Annotated in this window: 22 protein-coding genes; 18 read left to right on the forward strand and 4 right to left on the reverse strand. The window is 72.6% G+C overall.

From position 1 onward, the window contains the following. Positions 1 to 11: 11 nt before the first annotated feature. On the reverse strand, positions 12 to 605 hold the full coding sequence (gene def, locus H5397_RS06335; protein ID WP_182815754.1) for a peptide deformylase: 594 nt from the start codon (positions 603 to 605) through the stop codon (positions 12 to 14). A 61-nt stretch (positions 606 to 666) separates the two neighbouring features. On the opposite strand from def, the gene H5397_RS06340 reads away from it, so the two are divergent. After that, the gene (locus H5397_RS06340) at positions 667 to 1,605 is read left to right on the forward strand and encodes a tyrosine recombinase XerC (RefSeq protein ID WP_182815950.1); all 939 of its coding nucleotides are present in this window, start codon (positions 667 to 669) and stop codon (positions 1,603 to 1,605) included. 82 nt (positions 1,606 to 1,687) lie between these two features. Here the strand turns inward: H5397_RS06340 and H5397_RS06345 are convergent, their stop codons facing one another. Beyond that, positions 1,688 to 2,641 (reverse strand): peptidoglycan DD-metalloendopeptidase family protein, encoded by a 954-nt coding sequence (locus H5397_RS06345; protein ID WP_182815755.1) that lies wholly within the window; start codon positions 2,639 to 2,641, stop codon positions 1,688 to 1,690. A 257-nt stretch (positions 2,642 to 2,898) separates the two neighbouring features. On the opposite strand from H5397_RS06345, the gene rpsB reads away from it, so the two are divergent. From rpsB to H5397_RS06380, 7 genes are all read left to right on the forward strand, one after another. Next, a complete protein-coding gene (rpsB, locus tag H5397_RS06350; protein WP_182815757.1) occupies positions 2,899 to 3,882 on the forward strand; it encodes a 30S ribosomal protein S2 in 984 nt (327 codons plus the stop codon). A 41-nt stretch (positions 3,883 to 3,923) separates the two neighbouring features. Next, positions 3,924 to 4,733: a translation elongation factor Ts gene (gene tsf / locus H5397_RS06355; protein WP_182815759.1), complete on the forward strand. Its 810-nt coding sequence runs from the start codon at positions 3,924 to 3,926 to the stop codon at positions 4,731 to 4,733. Positions 4,734 to 4,837: 104 nt separating this feature from the next. Further along, positions 4,838 to 5,548: a UMP kinase gene (gene pyrH / locus H5397_RS06360; RefSeq protein ID WP_182815761.1), complete on the forward strand. Its 711-nt coding sequence runs from the start codon at positions 4,838 to 4,840 to the stop codon at positions 5,546 to 5,548. 42 nt (positions 5,549 to 5,590) lie between these two features. Further along, a complete protein-coding gene (gene frr, locus H5397_RS06365) occupies positions 5,591 to 6,145 on the forward strand; it encodes a ribosome recycling factor (RefSeq protein WP_182815952.1) in 555 nt (184 codons plus the stop codon). Continuing rightward, positions 6,146 to 7,048 (forward strand): phosphatidate cytidylyltransferase, encoded by a 903-nt coding sequence (locus H5397_RS06370; protein WP_182815763.1) that lies wholly within the window; start codon positions 6,146 to 6,148, stop codon positions 7,046 to 7,048. It begins immediately after the preceding gene. An 11-nt stretch (positions 7,049 to 7,059) separates the two neighbouring features. Then, positions 7,060 to 8,232 carry a 23S rRNA (adenine(2503)-C(2))-methyltransferase RlmN gene (rlmN, locus tag H5397_RS06375; protein WP_182815765.1) on the forward strand — a complete coding sequence of 391 codons (1,173 nt, stop codon included), beginning with the start codon at positions 7,060 to 7,062 and terminating at the stop codon, positions 8,230 to 8,232. After that, positions 8,232 to 8,972, forward strand: coding sequence for a TIGR02206 family membrane protein (locus H5397_RS06380; RefSeq protein ID WP_182815767.1), 741 nt, complete (start codon positions 8,232 to 8,234; stop codon positions 8,970 to 8,972). The genes rlmN and H5397_RS06380 overlap by 1 nt, the downstream gene beginning before the upstream one ends. Here the strand turns inward: H5397_RS06380 and H5397_RS06385 are convergent, their stop codons facing one another. Then, positions 8,973 to 10,049, reverse strand: a complete 1,077-nt coding sequence (locus H5397_RS06385) for an LOG family protein (protein WP_182815769.1) — start codon at positions 10,047 to 10,049, stop codon at positions 8,973 to 8,975. Between the two features lie 18 nt (positions 10,050 to 10,067). On the opposite strand from H5397_RS06385, the gene dxr reads away from it, so the two are divergent. The 7 genes from dxr to H5397_RS06420 are packed head-to-tail and all read left to right on the forward strand — an operon-like array spanning position 10,068 to position 18,351. Then, positions 10,068 to 11,240, forward strand: a complete 1,173-nt coding sequence (gene dxr / locus H5397_RS06390; RefSeq protein WP_182815771.1) for a 1-deoxy-D-xylulose-5-phosphate reductoisomerase — start codon at positions 10,068 to 10,070, stop codon at positions 11,238 to 11,240. Next, positions 11,240 to 12,511 carry an RIP metalloprotease gene (locus H5397_RS06395; protein WP_182815773.1) on the forward strand — a complete coding sequence of 424 codons (1,272 nt, stop codon included), beginning with the start codon at positions 11,240 to 11,242 and terminating at the stop codon, positions 12,509 to 12,511. The genes dxr and H5397_RS06395 overlap by 1 nt, the downstream gene beginning before the upstream one ends. Before the next feature lie 8 nt (positions 12,512 to 12,519). After that, entirely contained in the window at positions 12,520 to 13,665 is a 1,146-nt protein-coding gene (ispG, locus tag H5397_RS06400) for a flavodoxin-dependent (E)-4-hydroxy-3-methylbut-2-enyl-diphosphate synthase (protein WP_182815775.1), read from the forward strand. Beyond that, entirely contained in the window at positions 13,665 to 14,492 is an 828-nt protein-coding gene (locus tag H5397_RS06405; protein ID WP_182815777.1) for a GNAT family N-acetyltransferase, read from the forward strand. The genes ispG and H5397_RS06405 overlap by 1 nt, the downstream gene beginning before the upstream one ends. Before the next feature lie 50 nt (positions 14,493 to 14,542). After that, entirely contained in the window at positions 14,543 to 15,754 is a 1,212-nt protein-coding gene (locus tag H5397_RS06410; RefSeq protein ID WP_182815779.1) for a CapA family protein, read from the forward strand. A gap of 30 nt (positions 15,755 to 15,784) precedes the next feature. After that, complete coding sequence (locus H5397_RS06415; protein WP_182815781.1) at positions 15,785 to 17,560, forward strand: proline--tRNA ligase; 1,776 nt, start codon at positions 15,785 to 15,787, stop codon at positions 17,558 to 17,560. Further along, positions 17,557 to 18,351 (forward strand): TSUP family transporter, encoded by a 795-nt coding sequence (locus H5397_RS06420; RefSeq protein WP_182815783.1) that lies wholly within the window; start codon positions 17,557 to 17,559, stop codon positions 18,349 to 18,351. Before H5397_RS06415 ends, H5397_RS06420 begins: the two co-directional genes overlap by 4 nt. A gap of 4 nt (positions 18,352 to 18,355) precedes the next feature. Here H5397_RS06420 and H5397_RS06425 read toward each other — a convergent pair whose 3' ends face one another. After that, positions 18,356 to 19,261 (reverse strand): DUF4439 domain-containing protein, encoded by a 906-nt coding sequence (locus tag H5397_RS06425; RefSeq protein WP_182815785.1) that lies wholly within the window; start codon positions 19,259 to 19,261, stop codon positions 18,356 to 18,358. Positions 19,262 to 19,349: 88 nt separating this feature from the next. Between H5397_RS06425 and rimP the strand changes: the two genes are divergently transcribed. From rimP to H5397_RS06440, 3 genes are all read left to right on the forward strand, one after another. Further along, positions 19,350 to 19,859 carry a ribosome maturation factor RimP gene (gene rimP, locus H5397_RS06430; protein ID WP_182815787.1) on the forward strand — a complete coding sequence of 170 codons (510 nt, stop codon included), beginning with the start codon at positions 19,350 to 19,352 and terminating at the stop codon, positions 19,857 to 19,859. Between the two features lie 3 nt (positions 19,860 to 19,862). Then, positions 19,863 to 20,831: a transcription termination factor NusA gene (nusA, locus tag H5397_RS06435; RefSeq protein ID WP_182815789.1), complete on the forward strand. Its 969-nt coding sequence runs from the start codon at positions 19,863 to 19,865 to the stop codon at positions 20,829 to 20,831. A 140-nt stretch (positions 20,832 to 20,971) separates the two neighbouring features. After that, positions 20,972 to 21,589 carry a helix-turn-helix domain-containing protein gene (locus H5397_RS06440; protein ID WP_182815791.1) on the forward strand — a complete coding sequence of 206 codons (618 nt, stop codon included), beginning with the start codon at positions 20,972 to 20,974 and terminating at the stop codon, positions 21,587 to 21,589. Positions 21,590 to 21,611: the final 22 nt, after the last annotated feature.

Raw genomic sequence — 21,611 nt, forward strand, 5'->3', positions numbered from 1 at the left:
TTCGGCCGGGCTCAGTCCTCGTCGGCGAACTTCTTCTTGGGGGTGACCGGCCAATCCTCGGGGTAGAGGTGGGCCAAGTCGTTCTTCTGCTGCTCGAGGTGGCGGTAGCTGCGCGAGGACAGCCGGTCGCCGAAGACGATGCCGTTGAGGTGGTCGGTCTCGTGCTGCAGGCAGCGGGCCAGCGTGCCGTCGCCGGTCACGGTGACCTCGTTGCCCCACGGGTCCAGACCGGTGCAGGTGGCGGTGTCGGGACGCGCCAGCGGCTGGTAGCCGCCGGGGAAGGAGAGGCAGCCCTCCTCGGACTTGTCCAGCGAGCGGTCCTTGCCCGTCGGGGTGGTCACGACAGGGTTGCAGATCGCTCCCACGTGGATGCGCTCGTCGGCGTCGGGGCACTCGTACACGAACAGCGAGATGCCCAGGCCGACCTGCGTCGCGGCCAGCCCCACGCCGCGGGCGGCGCGCATCGTGGCGAACATGTCGCGCACCAGCTGGTGCAGCTCGTCGTCGAAGGACGTGACCGGCTTCGTCTCCTCGTGCATCACCGGGGTGCCCCACCGGGTGATGGGCAGCACGGTGCCGCCGGTCATGAGGTCCTCGATCGCCATGTCTTCTCCGTTCGCGTGGCTGGTCGTCGGGCAACCCGTCCATTCTGGCACGCTGGCCGACATGGACCCCGCCCAGCCCGACGCCGGCCTCCTCGCCGACCTCGACGCTTGGGGCGAGCACCTGCGCCTGGGCCGCAACCTGTCCCCGCACACCCTGCGTGCCTACGCCGGCGACCTGCTCGACCTCGCCACGTGGGTGGCGACCCGGGGGGTCTCGGCCTGGGGGCAGGTCGACCACCGCCTCCTGCGGGCCTGGCTGGCCGACCTGCACCGCCGAGGGGCCGAGCGCACCACGATGGCCCGGCGGGCCACCGCCGCGCGGGTGTTCCTCGCCTGGGCACACGCCGAGGGCCGCATCCCCACCGACCCGGGCAGCGCGCTGCAGGCACCGCGGGCGTCCCGCACGCTGCCGCCCACCCTCGACCAGGGCGTCGTGGACGCCGTGTTCGACCACCTCGCCGCCCGGGTCGAGGCCGCCGAGGACACCGCCGCCCGCGCCACCGCGCTGCGCGACCTCGCCATGGTCGAGGTGCTGTACTCCTCGGGGTTGCGCGTCGCCGAGCTGTGCGGGCTCGACCGCGACGGGATCGACGAGGCCCGCGGGCTGTTGCGCGTGCGAGGCAAGGGCGACAAGGAGCGCTCCACCCCGCTCGGCGACCCGGCACGACGGGCGCTGGCCGACTGGCTCGGCGTGCGGTCCCTCCTCGCCGGGCCGGACGCCGGGGCGGCCGTGTTCGTGGGCTCGCGCGGGGCGCGCATCGACCCCCGCGTGGTGCGCCGGGTCGTGCACGCCGCGCTCGACGCTGTGCCGGACGCCCCCGACCTGGGCCCACACGGACTGCGCCACGCGATGGCCACCCACCTGCTCGAGGGCGGCGCCGACCTGCGCTCGGTGCAGGAGATCCTCGGGCACGCCTCGCTGGGCACGACGCAGATCTACACCCACGTCACCAATGAAAGACTCCGGGACGCCTTCCGCCAGGCGCACCCCCGGGCGTGAGAGGCTGCGCGGATGGCGCACGAGACGAGGACCACACCGCGCGAGGGCGGCGTGCTGGCCGCGACGCCTGAGGGGCGCGGCCTCACCCAAGCCACCGCTGCGGGTCGACGTGCCGCCCGTCGGCCTTGACGCCGAAGTGCAGGTGGCAGCCGGTCGACCAGCCGGTCGTGCCCATCGTGCCCACCAACTGCCCGCGCGCCACCCGTTCGCCCGTGCGGACCCGGTAGCCCTGCGCGTGCAGGTACACGGTCTCGAGGCCGACCCCGTCCACCGGCCCGTGGGCCAGCACCAGCCGCCACCCGCCCGAGGCGTCGAACCCCATGTGCCGCACCACCCCGTCGGCGGCCGCGTACAGCGGGGTGCCGCACGGCGCGGAGAGGTCGATGCCGTTGTGCATGCGCCACTGCTTGAAGATCGGGTGCAGCCGCATCCCGAACACGCTGGTCACCCGCCCGGCCGACGGGCGGGTCAGGGGGCCGCTCCCGCCCGGACCACCCGGGCCGGTGCCCAGTGCGGCCGCGGCTCGCTCGCGCCCGGCGGCCCGCTCCTCGACCTCGGCCACCGCGCTGTCGGGCAGCAACCGCAGGGACGCGGCGACCAGCGACAACGGGTCGAGGTAGTCCTGGCCCCGCCGCAGGCCCCAGTGCAGGCAGGCGGCGGCCGGGCACGGCGCGTGGCCGGCCGCGAGGCGTCCGACCTCGTCGCCGGAGGCGACCGCCTGCCCGACCGCGACGTTCGCGTGCACGGGCTCCAGCGTCGTCCGCTCCGCCCCGTGGCTGACGACCACGACCGGCTTGCCGCCGACCTGGCCGGCGAACGACACGACCCCGGCGACCGGGGCGCGCACCACCTCACCCGGCTCGCCGGCCAGGTCGACGCCCCGGTGCCCTGCCGCCCAGCGCACCTCGGGCGGGTCGAAGCCCCGCACCACCGCTCCGGGCAGCGGCCACCCGCCGCCGGACGCCCCCGCGGGCGGGGCCCCCGCCACCGCCAGCACGACCCCGAGCACCACCAGCCACGCCACCGACCTCGTCATGCCCCTTAGGTTTAGGCGGCGCCTGTCAACCGGTTTGGCGGGCGGGTGCACGGGGCCGTAGCATGGCCCCAGCGACCCGGCAGATCCGGGTCGACTTCGCGTGCAGGCCACGTCGAACCCCTTCAGGTCCCCGGTGACGGGGTGGGGGAGCGGCGCTGCACCAGGCGGGGCTGATCGTCAGCCCCACGAACCGAACCAGGCGGTCTCGCCCGGGCGCGTGAGCGTGCCGTGGCCCGTCCGCCGAGAAAGGAACGGCCATGGCCGTCGTGACCACGCGTCAGCTGCTCGAGAGCGGTGTCCACTTCGGGCACCAGACCCGTCGTTGGAACCCCAAGATGAAGCGCTTCATCTTCGGTGAGCGCAACGGCATCTACATCATCGACCTGCAGCAGTCCCTCACCTACATCGACAAGGCCTACGGCTTCGTCCGCGACACCGTCGCGCGCGGCGGCCAGATCCTGTTCGTCGGCACCAAGAAGCAGGCCCAGGAGGCCATCGCCGAGCAGGCCACCCGCGTCGGCATGCCCTACGTGAACCAGCGCTGGCTGGGCGGCATGCTCACCAACTACGCCACCATCTCCAAGCGCACCGCGAAGATGAAGGAGCTCGAGGCGATCGACTTCACCAACGTCGCCGCCTCCGGCCTCACCAAGAAGGAGCTCCTGCAGCAGGAGCGCAAGAAGGAGAAGCTCGAGAAGACCCTCGGCGGCATCCGCGACATGCACAAGCTGCCGCAGGCGCTGTGGGTCGTCGACACCAAGAAGGAGCACCTCGCGATCGACGAGGCGCGCAAGCTGCGCATCCCGATCGTCGGCATCCTCGACACCAACTGCGACCCCGACGAGGTCGACTACGCCATCCCGGGCAACGACGACGCGATCCGTTCCGTCGCGCTGCTGACCCGCATCATCGCGGACGCCGCGGCCGAGGGCCTGCTGGCCCGCAGCTCCGGCGGTGTGGCCACCGGTGCGGCCGAGGCCGAGCCGATGGCCGAGTGGGAGCGCGAGCTCCTGGGTGCCACCGAGGAGGCCCCGCGCGTCCACACCGAGACAGCCGCCGAGGGCGTCGCCGCCCTGGCCGACCCCGAGGTGCCGGTCGACGCGGCCCCCGAGAGCGTCCACGCCCAGGACCCGGCCGAGGGCCCGGCGTCCGTCGAGTCGCCCGAGTCGGCCGACTCCCCGGAGTCCGCGGACTCGCCCGAGTCGCCGGCCAGCCCGGCGTCGGCGTCCGACGACGAGTGACCTGACCCCCAAGCGAACCAACCAAGGAAGCGAGACAGCACATGGCAATCACTGCCGCTGACGTGAAGAAGCTCCGCGACGCCACGGGCGCCGGGATGATGGACGCCAAGAAGGCCCTGACGGAGGCGAACGGCGACTTCGAGGCCGCCACCGAGATCCTCCGCGTGACCGGTGCCGCCAAGGTGTCGAGCCGCTCCGACCGTGAGGCCACCAACGGCCTCGTGGCCGCCGCCGGCACCACGCTGGTCCAGCTGGGCGCCGAGACCGACTTCGTCGCCAAGAACGACGAGTTCGTCGCCCTGGCCAACGAGATCGTCGCCGCCGTGGACGCCGCGGGCGCCACCGACCTGGAGGCCGCCAAGGCCGTCAAGCTCGGCGAGGGCACCGTCGAGGAGGCCGTCCAGGCCCTGGCCGCCAAGATCGGCGAGAAGCTCGAGCTGGCCGCCGTGGCCCACTACGAGGCCCCGGTCGCGATCTACCTCCACCGCCGCAGCCAGGACCTGCCCCCGCAGGTCGGCGTGATGGTCGAGTACGAGGGCGGCACCGAGGAGTTCGTGCGCGGCATCGGCATGCAGATCGCCGCCATGCAGCCGCAGTGGCTCTCCCGCGAGGACGTCCCCGCCGACGTCATCGAGAAGGAGCGCCACGTGGCCGAGCTCACCGCCAAGGAGGAGGGCAAGCCCGAGAACATCATCCCCCGCATCGTCGAGGGTCGTCTCGGTGGCTTCTACAAGGAGGTGACCCTGCTCGAGCAGGCGTCCGTCTCCGACGACAAGAAGAACGTGGGGCAGCTCCTCAAGGAGAACGGCGTGACCGTCAAGCGCTTCGTGCGCCTGTCGGCCGGCGCCTGAGCGACGACCGGCTCGGCCCTCGGGCCGATCCACTAGAGTGGCGTGCGCCGCGGAGACGCGGTGCACGCCACTTCGCACACCCGGCCACCGACGAAGGAGAACCCATGCCCGCGTACGACCGCATCCTGCTCAAGTTGTCGGGAGAGGCGTTCGGCGGGGGATCGGTGGGTGTCGACCCCGACATCATCGCGGGCATCGCCGGTGAGATCGCCGAGATCGTGGCCGCCGGCACGCAGGTCGCGATCGTGACCGGTGGCGGCAACTTCTTCCGCGGGGCCCAGCTGCAGCAGCGGGGCATGGACCGCCGTCGCGCCGACTACATGGGGATGCTCGGCACGGTCATGAACTGCCTGGCCCTGCAGGACTTCCTCGAGCAGGCCGGCGTCCCCACGCGCGTGCAGACCGCCATCACGATGGGCCAGGTCGCCGAGCCGTACATCCCGCTGCGCGCCGTGCGCCACCTCGAGAAGGGCCGCGTGGTCCTGTTCGGCGCCGGCTCCGGCATGCCGTTCTTCTCCACCGACACCGTCGCCGCCCAGCGCGCCCTCGAGATCGGCGCGAACGTGCTGCTGATGAGCAAGAACGGCACCGACGGCGTCTACGACTCCGACCCGCGCACGAACCCCGACGCGCGTCGCTACGACGACCTCAGCTACACCGACTTCCTCGCCCAGGACCTGAAGGTGGCCGACGCGACCGCCGTCAGCCTGGCCCGCGACAACGGCCTGCCCATGGTCTTCTTCGACCTCGGCGTCCGTGGCAACATCGCCCGGGTCGTCAATGGTGAGAAGATCGGTACCACCGTCCACGCCTGAGACCCGACCGAGACCGAAACGACGAAGGAGCATTCGACGATGATCGCCGACATCCTGAAGACCGCCGAGAGCAAGATGCAGGGCACGATCGAGCACGTCAAGGAGGAGCTGGGCGGCATCCGGACCGGTCGCGCGCACCCCGCCATGTTCAACAAGATCATGGTCGACTACTACGGCACGCCCACGCCGCTGCAGCAGCTGGCCACGTTCCAGGTCCCCGAGGCCCGCACCGTGCTGATCAGCCCCTTCGACCGGGGCTCGATGAACGCCATCGAGAAGGCGATCCGCGACTCCGACCTCGGCGTGAACCCGGCCAACGACGGCCAGCACATCCGCCTGGTGCTGCCGCAGCTCACCGAGGAGCGCCGCAAGGAGTACATCAAGCTCGCCCGGCACAAGGCCGAGGAGGCCCGCATCGCCGTGCGCAGCAACCGCCGCCACGCCGTCGACTCCATCAAGAAGCTGGAGAAGGACAAGGAGGTGGGCGAGGACGACGCCCGCCACGGCGAGAAGCAGCTCGACACGCTCACCAAGAAGTACGAGGAGCAGGTCAACGAGTTGCTGAAGGCCAAGGAAGCCGACCTCCTCGAGGTCTGAGTGACCGACCAGGCGGCCGTCGCGCCCAAGAAGAAGCGGTCCGCGGGCAGGGACCTGCCCGCGGCGATCGCGGTGGGCGTGGGCCTGCTGGCCCTGCTCGTCGTCACCCTGACGTGGTGGCACTGGGGCTTCATCCTGCTCGTCGCGCTGATGCTCAGCCTGGGCGCCATCGAGGTGCACCAGGCGCTGAAGCGCCTCGGCATGAACGCCGCCGTGGTGCCGATCGTGATCGGGACGATCGGCATGATCGTGGGCACCTACGCCGCCGCCACCGGCGTCGGCACGCAGCTGGAGGCCCAGCTCGGCACCAACTTCGGCATGCCGTGGCACTCGGTGCTGCTGATGTTCCTCGGCGCCACCGTGCTGGCCGCCCTCATCGTGCGGTTCCCCAAGGGTCACGAGAACTTCGTCCGGGACGCCGCCGCCTCGGTCTTCATCATCGGCTACATCGCCCTGCTGGGCTCCTTCACCGCGCTCATCCTCGCCGGCGAGCACGGCGCCGCCCGCATGGTCACCTTCCTGCTCTGCGTGGTCGCCAACGACACCGGCGGCTACGCCGTGGGCGTCCTGTTCGGCCGGACGCCGCTGGCCCCGGCCATCAGCCCCAAGAAGACGTGGGAGGGCCTGGCCGGTTCGCTGCTGTTCGCGATGGCGACCGGCGCCGCCCTGGCCCACTGGGTGCTGGACGTGGACTGGTGGGTGGGCGTCCTCCTGGGGGCGGCCTGCGTGTTCTTCGGCACGTGCGGTGACCTGATCGAGTCGTCGATCAAGCGCGACGTCGGCATCAAGGACATGAGCTCGATCCTCCCGGGCCACGGCGGCGTGATGGACCGCCTCGACTCGATGCTCGTCGCGGCCGCCCCCGCGTGGCTGGTCATGTACCTCTTCGTCCCCGGCGGGTAGCCTTCGGTGCGATGACCGAGGGACTGACCGACGCCGAGCGCTCACGCGCCGACGAGCTGGACGCCCACGCCCGCGCCGGGCGTGTGCTCCCGCTCGTCTTCGACGCCCCCCGACGCGGCAAGCCGCCGCGCCACTGGGCCGACCTCGCCCCCGCCGAGCGGAAGCCCGCGGCGGTCGAGGCGGGGCTGCCCGGGTTCCGGGCCTCCCAGTTCGACACGCACTACTACGCCCAGGCCAGCACCGATCCCACGTCGTGGACCGACCTGCCCGCCGCCCTGCGGGAGCAGGCGAAGGTCACCTTCTTCCCCGACCTGCTGACCGAGGTGCGGGTGCAGACCGCCGACGAGGGCACGACGGTCAAGACCCTGTGGCGCCTGCACGACGGCAACCTCGTCGAGAGTGTGCTCATGGAGTACGGCGTCCCGGGCAAGCGCTCCAGCGGCAGCGGGCGGCACCGCGCCACCCTGTGCATCTCCTCCCAGGCGGGGTGCGGCATGGCCTGCCCGTTCTGTGCGACCGGCCAGGGCGGGCTGCAGCGCAACCTGTCGACCGCCGAGATCGTCGAGCAGGTCGTCGCTGCGATGCAGCGGGTCCGGCTCAACAACATCGTGTTCATGGGTATGGGCGAGCCGATGGCGAACTACAACGCGATCATGGGTGCCATCCGTCGCATGACCGACGACCTGGGCCTCTCGGCGCGCGGCATCACCGTCTCCACCGTCGGGCTCGTGCCCCGCATCGAGCAACTGGCCACCGAGGGCCTGCCGCTGACCCTCGCGGTCAGCCTGCACGCGCCCGACGACGAGCTCCGCGACACCCTGGTGCCGATCAACACCCGCCACAAGGTCGGCGAGGTCGTCGACGCGGCCCACCACTACTTCACGACCACCGGGCGACGCGTCTCGATCGAGTACGCGCTCATCCGCGACGTCAACGACCAGGCCTGGCGCTCCGACGCCCTGGCCGACCTCCTGACCAAGAACGGACGCGGCGCGGGCTGGGTCCACGTGAACCCGATCCCGCTCAACCCGACGCCCGGCTCGAAGTGGACGGCCTCGCGCCGCCACGACGAGCAGGAGTTCGTGCGCCGCCTCAACGCGCGGGGCATCGCGGCGACGATCCGGGACACCCGGGGTCAGGAGATCGACGGCGCCTGCGGGCAGCTCGCGGCCAAGGAACGCTGATGGGCTACTTCTCCGCCCGCCCCGTCGGGCCGCCCTTCAGGCTGTTCGGGACCCGCCACCTCCTCGCGCTGGCGGGGACCGGGCTCGGCGTGGCCGGGACCATCGCCCTGGGCCGTCGCCAGGGCGAGGCCGGACGCCGGGCCACCAAGGCGGCCATCATCGCCGGGCTGTGGGGCCAGGAGGTGGCCTACCACGCGTGGAAGGCCCGCCACGGGGCCTGGAACCTCCAGGAGATGCTCCCGCTCCACCTGTGCTCGGTCCTGGTGTGGGCCGGCGGGACCAACCTCATCCGTCCCACGCAGTTGGGCGACGACATCACCTGGTTCTGGGGGCTGTCGGGCGCGCCCCAGGCGCTGCTCACCCCCGACCTGGCCGACTTCGGCGACCGGCACTTCCGGTTCCACCAGTTCTTCGTCAGCCACGGCTTCCTGCTGACGGTGCCGCTGTGGCAGGTCTTCGTCGAGGGGCGTCGGCCGACCGCGGCCGGGGGCGTCCGGGCGTTCGGGATGCTGCTCGCCCAGGCCGCGCTGGCGCACGCGGTCAACCGCAGGCTGGGCAGCAACTACATGTTCGTGACGCGCAAGCCGGACACGGCCAGCATCCTCGACAAGCTGCCGCCCTGGCCGGGCTACATCCCGTGCCTGGCGGTGATGGCGGCGGCGGTGTTCGCCGCCGAGTACGCCCCCTTCACGGTCGCCGACGCCCTGCGCGCACGGCGCCCGCGCCGGCGCGACGCCTGATCACCCCAGCAGGGCGAGCACCTCGTCGACCGAGTCGACCAGGTGGATGTGCGGCTCCATGATCCGGCCCTTCGCCAGCGCCTTCAGCAGCGGCCAGGCCGGCACCACCCGCGTCCAGTAGTCGTGCCCGAGCAGCACCATCGGGCGCAGGTCCAGCTCCTCCAGGGCGTAGTAGTTGCGGGTCAGCGCCTGGAAGATCTCCTGCGTCGTGCCCGCACGCCCGGGGGAGTAGACGATCCCCGCCCCGCACAGGCGCAGCAGGATGTCCTCGCGGATCGCGTTGTCGAAGTACTTGGCGATGCCGCCGGCGAACACGTTGGGCGGCTCGTGGCCGTAGTACCAGGTGGGCACTCCGACAGACAGCCGCGAGCAGTCCCAGCGCTCGCGGACGGTGAATCCCGCCGCGGCCCACACGCCGGGGTCGGGCGTGAAGGAGGGCGTCGCGGCGAGCGCCGCGCAGGCCTCGACCAGGGCCTCCGGCCCGTCGCGGAAGCTCGCGCCCAGGTTGGCCGCCTCCATCAGGCCGGGGCCGCCGCCGGTCAGCACCAGGTGGCCGGCCTCGGCCAGCCCGTGGCCCAGCCGGGCGGCCTGGACGAACTCGGGCGCGCCGCGCACCACCGAGTGGCCGCCCATCACCCCGACGCCGCTGCGGGGGTCGGTGACGACGTCGTTGAGTGCGTCGCTGATGAAGTGGTCGTGGAGCGACTGGGCCAGCGTGGCGTCCAGCAGCCGGGCGCGGTCGCGCAGCGTCCAGCCGTAGACGCGCGCATCCGGGGTGCCCGCGTAGCCCTCGGCGAGGCCGGCGTAGAGGTCCTCGGGCGCGTACAGCCGCGACGGGTAGGCGTCGAAGGGCAACTGCGGCAGGCGGGGGAAGATGGACGCCCCGCGGCCGGCCAGGTCGGCCGCCACCCGGTGCTTGAGCCGGCAGCCGAGGAAGAACGCGTTCTGCACCGGGACGCGCTCGAGCACGTCGCCGCGCCCGCGCAGGTCCAGCGCGTGCACCACGCAGCCGGCGAGGGACTTCTCGGCGCGGAGGTGGGCGTCCAGGGCCTCGATGGTCTCGATCTCGGCGCGCATGGTGAGAGACTAGCTCCCGTGCGTGACGTCGTGATCCTCGGCAGTACCGGTTCCATCGGCACCCAGGCGCTGGACGTGATCGCGTCCCGGCGCGACCGGTTCACCGTGGTCGCGCTGACCGCCGGCGGGTCGCAGCTCGAGCTGCTGGCCGAGCAGGTGCGCACCTTCGCCCCCCGCCTCGTCGCGGTGCCGGACGCCGCGGTCGCGCCCCTGCGCGGGCTCCTGACCGGCGTCGAGGTGGAGATCCTCGGCGACGGCGGCAACGCGACCGCCGCCCGCCTGCCCTGCGACGTCGTGCTCAACGCGATCACCGGCGCCGCCGGCCTGCTGGCCACGCTGGCCACCCTCGAGGCCGGGACGACGCTGGCGCTGGCCAACAAGGAGTCCCTCGTCATCGGCGGCCGCCTGGTGACCGACGCCGCGGCCCCGGGCCAGCTGGTCGCCGTCGACTCCGAGCACTCGGCGTTCGCCCAGGCGCTGCGCGCCGGCCGCGCCGAGGAGGTCCGCCGGCTGGTGCTCACGGCGTCCGGGGGGCCGTTCCGCGGCCGCTCGCGCGCCGAGCTGGTCGACGTCACGCCCGAGCAGGCGATGGCGCACCCCACCTGGAACATGGGCCGGGTCATCACCATCAACTCGGCCACCCTGGTCAACAAGGGCCTCGAGCTGATCGAGGCCGCCCTGCTCTACGGCGTCGACTACGACGCCATCACCGTCGTGGTGCACCCGACCTCCGACGTGCACTCGATGGTCGAGTTCGTCGACGGCTCCACCATCGCGCAGGCGTCCCCGCCCGACATGCGCCTGCCGATCGCCCTCGGCCTGGCCTGGCCCGAGCGGGTGCCCGACGCGGCCGCCGCCTACGACTGGTCGGTGCCGCGCAGCTGGTCGTTCGAGCCCCTCGACTCCGAGGCGTTCGGCGCGGTCGAGCTCGCCCGCCGCGCGGGGAAAGCAGCGGGCACCGCCCCGGCCGTCTACAACGCCGCCAACGAGGTGTGCGTCGACGCCTTCTGCGCGGGCCGGATCGGCTTCTTGGGCATCGTGGATACCGTGGGTGCCGTGCTCGACGAACACCTCGCCGGCGACCACGTCGCCGATGCCGACCTGACCGTGGCGGCCGTGCTGGCCGCTGACGGGTGGGCGCGCGGGCGGGCCGAGGAGCTGTGCGGCCGAGAGGGTGCGGGGCGGCGCTGATGGAGCTGTTCTGGACGATCGTCTTCGGGCTGCTGTTCTTCGCCCTGCTGATGGCCTCGGTGGCGCTGCACGAGGTGGGCCACCTGCTGCCGGCCAAGCTGTTCGGCGTCCGGGTGCCGCAGTACTTCGTGGGCTTCGGCAAGACCCTGTGGTCGACCCGACGCGGCGAGACCGAGTACGGCGTGAAGCTGTTCCCCCTGGGCGGGTTCGTCCGCCTGCTCGGCATGTACCCGCCGACCCGGCCCGGGGCGAATCAGACCTGGCTGCAGCGCTTCGCCGACGACGCGCGCAGCTACGAGTGGGACGACATCCGCCCCACCGACGACGGCCGGCTGTTCTTCCAGAAGAAGACCCACCAGAAGCTGATCATCATGGCCGGCGGGATCACGATGAACCTGGTCCTGGCCTTCCTGCTGTTCTGGGCGGTCCTGGGCGGGGTGGGGACCTACCAGCCGCAGCCGGTGGTGGCCGGCGTCCAGCCCTGCGTGCTCACCGAGCAACGCGAGTGCACGGCGTCCGACCCCCTGACGCCGGCCGCGCAGGCCGGGCTGAGGGAGGGCGACCGCATCGTCTCCTTCAACGGCACGCCCATCACCCGCTACGCCGAGCTGACCGACCTGATCCGGCGCAACCTCGACGGCCCGGCGACGTTCGTGGTCGAGCGCGGCGGCCAGCAGGTGACGCTGCCGACCGTGAACACCATCATCAGCGGCGTCCGCGACGACCTGGACCCCTCGAAGCTCGTGCCCGCCGGCTGGATGGGGCTCTACCCCCAGCTCGCGCGCGAGCACGCCGGGCCGGTGGGGGTGCTGCGCCACATGGGCCAGATGACCGCGCAGTCCGCGGTGGCGCTGGCGCAGTTCCCGGTCAAGGTGTGGAACGTGGCCGTCGACATGGTCACCGGCCAGCCGCGCGACGTCTACGGCCCGATCTCGATCGTCGGGGCCAGCGCCATCGCCGGCGAGGCGGCCGTGCAGGACGCCCCGGTGCTGGAGAAGGCCGCCATGTTCGCCAGCCTGCTGGGCTCGATCAACCTGTTCCTGGCGCTGTTCAACCTGGTCCCGCTGCCGCCGCTGGACGGCGGCCACATCGTCGGGGCGCTGTGGGAGTGGCTGCGCCGCACCGCGGCCCGCCTGACCGGACGCCCCGACCCCGGCCCCGTCGACACGGCCAAGATGGTGCCGGTCGCCTACGCGGTGGGAGGATTCCTCCTGCTGTGCGGCATCGTGTTGATCGTGGCCGATATCGTCACACCGGTGAAGATCTTCTGAGGAGAACCATGACCGTGAACCTGGGCATGCCCGCCACGCCGGCCCCCGTCCTGGCGCCGCGCCGACCCACGCGCCGCATCAACGTGGGCAAGGTGGCCGTCGGTGGGGGAGCGCCGGTCTCGGTGCAGTCGATGACCACGACGAAGACCACCGACATCAACGCCACCCTGCAGCAGATCGCCGAGCTCACCGCGACCGGGTGCGACATCGTGCGCGTGGCCGTCCCCAGCCAGGACGACGCCGACGTGCTGCACATCATCGCCAAGAAGAGCCAGATCCCGGTCATCGCCGACATCCACTTCCAGCCGAAGTACGTGTTCGCCGCGATCGACGCCGGCTGCGCCGCGGTGCGCGTCAACCCGGGCAACATCAAGCAGTTCGACGACAAGGTGGGCGAGATCGCCAAGGCGGCGGCCGACGCGGGCGTCAGCCTGCGCATCGGCGTCAACGCCGGCTCGCTCGACAAGCGCCTGCTGGCCAAGCACGGCGGCCCGACCGCCGAGGCGATGGTCGAGTCGGCGCTGTGGGAGGCGTCCCTGTTCGAGGAGCACGGCTTCGGCGACTTCAAGATCTCGGTCAAGCACCACGACCCGGTCGTCATGGTGAACGCCTACCGCCAGCTCGCCGCCCAGTGCGACTACCCGCTCCACCTCGGGGTCACCGAGGCGGGCCCGGCGTTCCAGGGCACCATCAAGAGCTCGGTCGCCTTCGGCGTCCTGCTCGCCGAGGGCATCGGCGACACGATCCGCGTCTCCCTGTCGGCCCCGCCGGTCGAGGAGGTCAAGGTCGGCCAGAAGATCCTGGAGGCCCTGAACCTGCGCCAGCGCCAGATGGAGATCGTCTCCTGCCCGGGCTGCGGCCGCGCGCAGGTCGACATCTGGGGCCTGGCCAACGACGTCACCGACGGTCTGGAGGGCCTGACCGCCCCGCTGCGCATCGCCGTGATGGGCTGCGTCGTCAACGGCCCCGGCGAGGCCCGCGAGGCCGACCTCGGCGTGGCCGCCGGCAACGGCAAGGGCCAGATCTTCATCAAGGGCGAGGTCATCAAGACCGTGCCCGAGTCCGAGATCGTCGCCACGCTCATCGAGGAGGCCAACAAGCTGGCCGCCGAGATGGAGCACACGGGCGAGTCCCCGACGGTGAGCGTGGTCTGATGCGGAGCCGGGTGCTCGACGCGGGCGATCGGGCCCTCGTCACCCGGCTGCTCGACGCCGACCCCGTCGGCAACTGCTTCGTGGCCTCGCGCGTCGAGGCGGGCGTGCTCGATCCCTCCGGGGTGGGGGAGTTGTGGGGCTACCCTGCGCACGCGCCCCGTTCCCTGCTACACGTCGGCGCCAACATCGTCCCCGTCGCCGCCGATGCCGAGGCCCTCGACGCCTTCGCCCTCGACATCGGCCGGTGGCGCTCCTTCGTCGCGATCGTCGGGCCCGTGGCCCAGGTCTTCGGGCTGTGGGACCGCCTGTCGGCGGAGTGGCCGCACGCCTACGCCGACGCCCGTGTCGTCCGTGAGCGCCAGCTGCTGATGGCCTGCACCGGCCCGACGGCGGTGGACGCCGACCCGCGCCTGCGCCCCGCCCGGGCCGAGGACTTCGACTCCTACTTCGCGGGGGCCGTCCACATGTACCGCGAGGAGCTCGAGGAGGACCCCCTCACCACCAACCCCGTCGGGTACCGGCGCTACGTGCGCTCGCTCATCGACGACCGGCGCGCCTTCGCGATCGTCGAGGACGGGCGCGTGGTGTTCAAAGCCGACCTCGGGGCCATGTCCCGGCGGGTGGCGCAGGTCCAGGGCGTCTGGGTGGCCCCCGACCTGCGCGGCCGCGGCCTCTCCGTGCCCGCCATGGCCGGGGTGACCGACGCGATCCTCGCGGGCGGGCGGATCGCCTCGCTGTACGTGAACGACTTCAACGCCCCCGCCATCGCCTGCTACGAACGCGTCGGCTACGACGTGGTCGGCGAGCTCACCACCGTGCTGTTCTGAGGGCCGGTCCGGTTGGGTCGACCCAAGCGGGCCGACCTATGATGGGCGGGATGCTCACCTCCCGTTCCCTGGCCCCGCTGGCGTGCGCCCTCGCCCTGGCGGTGGCCGGGTGCGCCCAGGTGCAGCCCGCGCCCGCCCCGACGCCCGACCGGCCGCAGCCCGCGGCGTCCGGGACACCGACGCAGGCGGCACCCACTCCGAGCACGACGCCCAGCCCCACCCCGACGCCCACGCCCACGTCCGAGCCCGAGCGACTGACGATCACGGTCAGCGGCGACCTGCTCTGGCACCGCGGCCTCATCGCCGACGCCGCGCAGGCCGGCAAGGACGTCGGTGCCGCGTACGACTTCGTGCCGGTCTTCGAGCACATCCGTCCCCTCATCGAGGACGCCGACGTGTCGATCTGCCACGTCGAGGTCCCGGTCGCGCCGCCGGGCGTCAAGCCGGTCGGGTACCCCGTGTTCGCCGCGCCGCCCGAGACGATCGAGGCGGCCAAGGAGGTGGGCTTCGACTACTGCACGACGGCGTCCAACCACACCTTCGACCAGGGCATGGCCGGCATCGACGCCACGCTGGACGCCCTCGATGCGGCCGGCATCGTCCACACCGGCGCCTACCGGGAGCAGGCGGACGTGGGCAAGCCCGCCATCCTGACCACGGCGTCCGGGGTGAAGGTGGCCGTCGTGGCCGGGGCGTACGGCTCGAACCTGAAGGCACCGGGCGGCCGCACCTGGGCGTTGGACCTGCTCGACGCCGAGGCGATGGTCGCCCGCGGTGAGGCGGCGCGCGAGGCCGGCGCCGACATCGTGCTGGCCGCCATGCACGCCGGGACCGAGCAGCAGCACCAGCCCAACGGGCAGCAGGTGGCGGCGGCCACCACCCTGGCCGAATCGGGCGTGTTCAACCTGGTCTACGGCCACCACGCCCACGTCGCCCAGCCGTGGGACCGCATCAACGACACGTGGGTCGTCTACGGCGGTGGCAACCTGATCGGCCAGATGAGGGTCGCCACGCCCCGCTCCTGGGAGCAGTACCTGGGTCGCCTCACGTTCGAGCGGCAGGGCGAGGCCTGGGTGGCCGTCGAGGCCGAGTACGTGCCGCTGCTGGTCACGCTGAGCCGCCCCGGGGCGCCCGCCCGCGTGCTCGACGTCAACAAGGCGCTGGCCGAGGGCCGCGGGGACGCCGAACGGCTCAAGGTCGCCAAGCAGCAGGTCGCCAAGGCGGTCGGGATGCTCGGCGCGGAGGTGACCGAGGTCGGCTGAGGCCGCCCGCATCGTTTAGGCTTGGCCCTCGTGATCACACGCATGTCCGAGCTGTTCGTCCGTACCCTCCGCGAGGACCCCGCCGACGCCGAGGTGCCGAGCCACCGCTGGCTCGTCCGCGCGGGCTACATCCGCCGCGTCGCCCCGGGCATCTACAGCTGGCTGCCGCTGGGCCTGAAGGTGCTGCACAAGGTGGAGCAGATCGTCCGCGAGGAGATGGACGCCATCGGCGCGCAGGAGGTTCGGTTCCCCGCCCTGCTGCCCCGCGAGCCCTACGAGGCGACCGACCGCTGGACCGAGTACGGCCCCAACCTGCTGCGCCTGACCGACCGCAAGGGCGCCGACATGCTGCTCGGGCCCACGCACGAGGAGATGTTCACCCTGATGGTGAAGGACCTCTACTCCTCGTACAAGGACCTGCCGCTGAGCCTGTACCAGATCCAGACGAAGTACCGCGACGAGGCCCGGCCCCGCGCGGGGCTGCTCCGCGGGCGCGAGTTCGTGATGAAGGACTCCTACAGCTTCGACATCGACGACGCCGGGCTCGCGGCGTCCTACGACGCCCACCGGATCGCCTACCAGCGGATCTTCGACCGCCTGTGTCTGGAGTACGTCATCGTGTCCGCCACCTCGGGCGCCATGGGCGGCTCGGCCTCGGAGGAGTTCCTGGCCGTCGCCGAGATCGGCGAGGACACCTTCGTCCGCAGCCCCGGCGGGTACGCGGCCAACGTCGAGGCCGTGAAGCGCCCGCTCGCGCCCGAGCAGGACGCCTCCGGCGTGCCCGCAGCCCACGTCGAGGACACCCCCGACTCGCCGACCATCGAGACTCTCGTCGCGCTGAGCAACGAGCGCTTCCCGCGCGCCGACCGGGCCTGGGCGGCCGCCGACACGCTGAAGAACGTCCTGTTCATGCTCAAGCACCCCGACGGCACCCGCACGCCCCTGGCCGTCGGCCTGCCCGGTGACCGCGAGGTGGACGCCAAGCGGCTCGAGGCGGCCGTCGAGCCGGCCGAGGTCGAGGCCTTCGGCGACGCCGACTTCGAGAAGTACCCCCAGCTGGTGAAGGGCTACATCGGCCCCGGCGCGGCCACCGGCGGCGCCCTTGGCCTGGACGCCGACGGCAAGGGCGTGCGGTACCTGACCGACCCCGCCGTCGTGCCCGGCACCCGCTGGATCACCGGCGCCAACGCGCCCGGCCGGCACGTGTACGACCTCGTCTGCGGCCGTGACTTCACCTCCGACGGCGTGCTGGACGTCGCCGAGATCCGTGAGGGCGACCCCGCCCCCGACGGCTCCGGCCCGCTGACGCTGGCCCGCGGCATCGAGATGGGCCACATCTTCCAGCTCGGCCGCAAGTACGCCGACGCGCTGGGCCTGAAGGTGCTCGACCCCAACGGCAAGCTGGTCACGGTCACCATGGGCTCCTACGGCGTGGGCGTGTCCCGCGCCGTCGCCGCCGTGGCCGAGACGACCTGCGACGACAAGGGCCTGGCCTGGCCGCGCAACCTGGCGCCGTTCGACGTGCACATCGTCGCCACGGGCAAGGACGCCGCCGCGCTCGACTTCGCCACCGCGCTGGCGCACGAGCTGGACGAGGCGGGCGTGAGCGTGCTGCTGGACGACCGCAAGGCGTCCCCGGGCGTGAAGTTCGCCGACGCCGAGGTGCTCGGCATGCCGACCTCGGTGGTCGTCGGCCGCACGCTGGCCGACGGGGTCGTCGAGGTGCGTGACCGCGCCAGTGGCGAGAAGACCGAGGTGGGTGTGGACGTCGTGGCCAACCACGTCGTCGCGCTCGTCAAGGGGTGACCGGCCTCGAGCTGCCCCTGCTGACGATCGCCCTGCTCGTCGCCGCCTCGTTCCTGGCGGGGTGGGTCGACTCGATCGTCGGCGGTGGCGGGCTCATCCAGCTGCCATCGCTGCTGATCGGCCTGCCCGCCGACACGCCCGTGCCGACGATCGCCGGCACCAACAAGCTGCCCAGCGCGATGGGCACGGCGGTCGCGGTCATCACCTACCTCCGGCGGGTGCGCATCCCGTGGGCGGCGCTCCTGCCCTTGATCGCCTTCTCCTACCTCGGGTCCTCGCTGGGCGCCCAGCTGACGCACTTCCTCGACCGCGCCGCCTTCACCCCCCTCGTGCTGGCGGCCATCGTCGGGGTGGGCTGGTACACGTGGCGGCGTCCGCAGCTCGGCCTGCACCACGAGGTGCGGCACAGCGGCTGGCGCGGCTTCGCGTGGCTGGCGCTGATCGGGCTGGTCGTCGGCCTGTGGGACGGCTTCATCGGCCCCGGCACCGGCTCGTTCTTCCTGATCCTGATCGTCGCGGTGATGGGCTTCGACTTCCTCACCTCCACCGCGCTGGCCAAGATCGCCAACCTGACGACCAACGTCGCCGCGATCGTCGTCTTCGGCCTGTCCGGCAACATCCTGTGGGGGCTCGGCGCCGCGATGGGCGTGGCCAACCTGCTGGGCGGCTTCCTCGGCGCCACGATGGCGCTCAAGCACGGCAACGGATTCGTCCGGAAGGTGTTCCTGGTCGTGATCGTCGCCCTCGGCCTCAAGCTCAGCTGGGACATGGTCGCCCCGCTGTTCGCCTGACGCGTCAGGTCGAGGGCAGCCCCGGCCAGCGCTCCAGCAGCCCGCCCCACACGGGGACGTCGGCGGCCGTGGCGCCCAGCGCGTCGATCAGGAGCGGGCGCAGGTCCGCGGGCCCGTGGGCGATCGTGCGGCCCAGCACGGGCAGCGCCGCGGCCTGGACGCGCGCGGCGAGCGCCCGCCCGGCGGAGGCGTCGGCGACGGGCGGCACCGCGTACCACGGGGGACCGGGCGTGGGGGACGCCGACGCCACCCGCGCTTGGGCGGTGAGGTCGTGGCGCAGGCCGGTCCACGACGTCAGCCGGGCGCGCAGGGCGCCGACCTCCGCCTCGGACAGCCCCGGCGCACCGGCGGCGACCTGCAGCCCGTACACGGCCGCGGACGCCGCGTCGAGGGCGGCCTGCGCGGCGGCCTGCGGTTCCTGCGGGGCCGGCAGCCGGACGCCCCGGGCCGGCTCACGCGCCCCCGGCGCGTCGGGGAGCTGGGCGGCGACCGCGACGCACCAAGCGGCCATGGACGCCCAGACCAGCGGCCGGGCGGTGGTCGGGTCGAGGGCCTGCTCGGTGAACGCGGACCGGGCCGTGCCGAGGGCACCGGTCAGGGAGCCCAGGTCGGCGGGCGTGGCCGCCGGACTCGGTGTGGGGCGGGGGTCGGCCGGCGGGGCCAGGGACGTCGCCTCGTACTGGTCGTCGTTCACGTCGAGCGCCCACGCCAACAGGTCGGCCTGGGCGCGGTCGAGGGGGCCGGACGCCGCGGCCGTCAGGGCGTCGCGCAGCGCCTGCAGGGCGCGGTGGCCGGGGACCGACGGGTCGGGGGTGGGGGCGATGCGGGGGTCGCCCTGCTCGGGGAGCACGCCACAGCCGGCGAGCGTCGCCAGCGCGACGCCACCCAGCAGGACGCGGCGGCTCAGCACGCCAGCGAGGCTACACCGGTGGCTGGGGGCGGGGGCCTTGGCTAGACTGGCGCGAACAACTGCACGACCACAACAGGAACGGAGCACCATGAAGCAGCAAGCCATCGAAGCAGTCGTGGGCCCCGTTGTGGAGCAGTGTGGCCTCGAGGTCGACCGCATCGAGATCGCGAGCGCCGGCAAGCGCAGCGTCCTGCGCGTCTACCTCGACGGTGACGGCCCCGAGGGCCGCGGCCCCAGCCTCGACGAGATCGCCGACGCGACGCGCGCGGTGTCGGCGGCCCTCGACGAGTCGGACGCCACGGGCAACGCCCCCTACACGCTCGAGGTCTCCTCGCGTGGGGTGAGCCGCCCGCTCACCGAACCCAAGCACTTCCGCCGCAACGTCGGACGCCTCGTGGCCCTCACCCTGGCCGACGGCTCGGTGACCGGGCGCATCAGCGCCGCCGACGGCGACGGGATCGACCTGGACGTCGACGGCGCCGTGCGGCGCGTCGACCTCGCCAGCATCAGCAAGGCCGTCGTGCAGGCCGAGCTCCGCAAGGATTCCCCTGCGGACGACGCCGACGCCGAGGGTGTGGACCTTTTCGACGAGGAGTGAGACATGGACATCGACATGGCGGCGCTGCGCGCCCTGGAGCGGGACAAGGACATCCCGATGGAGGTGCTCGTCGGGGCGATGGAGGAGGCCATCCTCAACGCCTACGAGAAGTCCGGCGCCGAGGTGAAGGGCGCCCGCGTGGAGCTCGACACCAAGACCGGCCGCTTCGCGGTGTACGCCCCGGAGCGTGACGAGGAGGGCGAGGTCGTCGGCTGGTACGAGGACACGCCCGAGGGCTTCGGCCGCGTCGCGGCCGCCACGGCGCGCCAGGTCATCTTCCAGCGCCTGCGCGAGGCCGAGGACGAGCAGAAGTTCGGCCACTTCTCCGCCAAGGAGGGTGACATCGTCACCGGCGTGGTCCAGGCCGACCGCGACTCGCGCACCGTGCGCGTCGACCTCGGCCCGCTCGAGGCGATCATGCCGCTGGCCGAGCAGGTGCCCAACGAGAAGTACAACCACGGGGACCGCATCCGTGTCTACGTCGTGGCCGTGCGCCGCGAGCCCAAGGGCCCGCAGGTGGTGGTGTCGCGCACGCACCCCAACCTCGTGCAGCGGCTGTTCCGCCTCGAGGTGCCCGAGATCGCCTCGGGCGTCGTGGAGATCAAGGCGCTCGCCCGCGAGGCCGGGTTCCGCACCAAGATCGCGGTCGTCAGCCACGACGCGAACGTCTCGGCCAAGGGCGCGTGCATCGGCCCCATGGGCCAGCGCGTGCGCGCGGTGATGAACGAGCTGGGCGGGGAGAAGATCGACATCATCGACTGGTCCGAGGACGGCTCGCGCTTCGTCGCCGAGGCCCTCTCGCCGGCCAAGGTGTCCTCGGTCACGGTGACCGACCAGTTCGCCAAGGCCGCCCGGGTGATCGTCCCCGACTACCAGCTCTCGCTGGCGATCGGCCGCGAGGGCCAGAACGCGCGCCTCGCCGCACGCCTCACCGGCTGGCGCATCGACATCCGCCCCGACACCCAGGCCTGACCGGCCGCTCGACCGCCGCCGCGGGCGGCCGAGCAGTACTGACACGGATCGCTCCCAACCTGATGCAGCCACGCATCAGGTTGGGAGCGATCGTCGTGTGGAGGTCAAGGACTGTCGGAGGCTCGCGCGAAGCTGCCGCCATGGGTGAGACGAAGGTGCTGGTGGACGTTCCCGGGCTGGTGCGCCGTGCGCGGCGCGAGGGTGATCTGAGCCAGCGCGAGCTGGCGGCGCTCCTGGGCGTGGACCAGGCGACGGTGTCGCGGTGGGAGACGGGGCAGGCCGTGCCCGACGTGCTGACGTTCGCGCGGGTGCTGGCGCTGGGCGGTCTCGACCTCGCAGTGCTCGACGCCGAGGGCGAACCGGCCGTGCCGATGTCGGAGGCGCCGCCGCGCGACGGTCAGGGCCGACACTACCCGGCGCACCTGGACCTGGGGGAGGAATACCACCCGGTGACCTGGGAACTGCGGCTCACCACGCCCCACCGGCGGCGCCGGGACGCGCGCCGGACCCTGTGCGTGGCTGACCACCCCACGCGGGCGGAGTTGGACGCGGCGCGGCGCCGGGGGCGGGAGGAGCGATGCGCGCAGCGGGTGGCAGAACTGCACGCACGGCGGGGGACGTGCGGGCACCCGCACCCGGAGGAACCGCCCTGCTCCTGCCCGGTCGGGTGTGAGGAGCAGGCGCGGTCCCTGCCGGCGTGCGGGTGCCGGTGCGAGTCCGGGTGGCTGGGAGAAGGGCCGGTCGGGCTCGCGGGGTGACGGGTCAACGGGTGACGGTCAC

It is taken from the genome of Propioniciclava sp. MC1683, from assembly GCF_014164675.1.
Classification (GTDB): Bacteria; Actinomycetota; Actinomycetes; order Propionibacteriales; family Propionibacteriaceae; genus Propioniciclava.

Coding starts and splice junctions, on each gene's coding strand:
- def (WP_182815754.1), bottom strand. CDS start 605: ATGGCGATCGAGGACCTCATGACCGGCGGCACCGTGCTGCCCATCACC.
- H5397_RS06340 (WP_182815950.1), top strand. CDS start 667: ATGGACCCCGCCCAGCCCGACGCCGGCCTCCTCGCCGACCTCGACGCT.
- H5397_RS06345 (WP_182815755.1), bottom strand. CDS start 2,641: ATGACGAGGTCGGTGGCGTGGCTGGTGGTGCTCGGGGTCGTGCTGGCG.
- rpsB (WP_182815757.1), top strand. CDS start 2,899: ATGGCCGTCGTGACCACGCGTCAGCTGCTCGAGAGCGGTGTCCACTTC.
- tsf (WP_182815759.1), top strand. CDS start 3,924: ATGGCAATCACTGCCGCTGACGTGAAGAAGCTCCGCGACGCCACGGGC.
- pyrH (WP_182815761.1), top strand. CDS start 4,838: ATGCCCGCGTACGACCGCATCCTGCTCAAGTTGTCGGGAGAGGCGTTC.
- rlmN (WP_182815765.1), top strand. CDS start 7,060: ATGACCGAGGGACTGACCGACGCCGAGCGCTCACGCGCCGACGAGCTG.
- H5397_RS06380 (WP_182815767.1), top strand. CDS start 8,232: ATGGGCTACTTCTCCGCCCGCCCCGTCGGGCCGCCCTTCAGGCTGTTC.
- H5397_RS06385 (WP_182815769.1), bottom strand. CDS start 10,049: ATGCGCGCCGAGATCGAGACCATCGAGGCCCTGGACGCCCACCTCCGC.
- H5397_RS06395 (WP_182815773.1), top strand. CDS start 11,240: ATGGAGCTGTTCTGGACGATCGTCTTCGGGCTGCTGTTCTTCGCCCTG.
- ispG (WP_182815775.1), top strand. CDS start 12,520: ATGACCGTGAACCTGGGCATGCCCGCCACGCCGGCCCCCGTCCTGGCG.
- H5397_RS06405 (WP_182815777.1), top strand. CDS start 13,665: ATGCGGAGCCGGGTGCTCGACGCGGGCGATCGGGCCCTCGTCACCCGG.
- H5397_RS06410 (WP_182815779.1), top strand. CDS start 14,543: ATGCTCACCTCCCGTTCCCTGGCCCCGCTGGCGTGCGCCCTCGCCCTG.
- rimP (WP_182815787.1), top strand. CDS start 19,350: ATGAAGCAGCAAGCCATCGAAGCAGTCGTGGGCCCCGTTGTGGAGCAG.
- nusA (WP_182815789.1), top strand. CDS start 19,863: ATGGACATCGACATGGCGGCGCTGCGCGCCCTGGAGCGGGACAAGGAC.
- H5397_RS06440 (WP_182815791.1), top strand. CDS start 20,972: ATGGGTGAGACGAAGGTGCTGGTGGACGTTCCCGGGCTGGTGCGCCGT.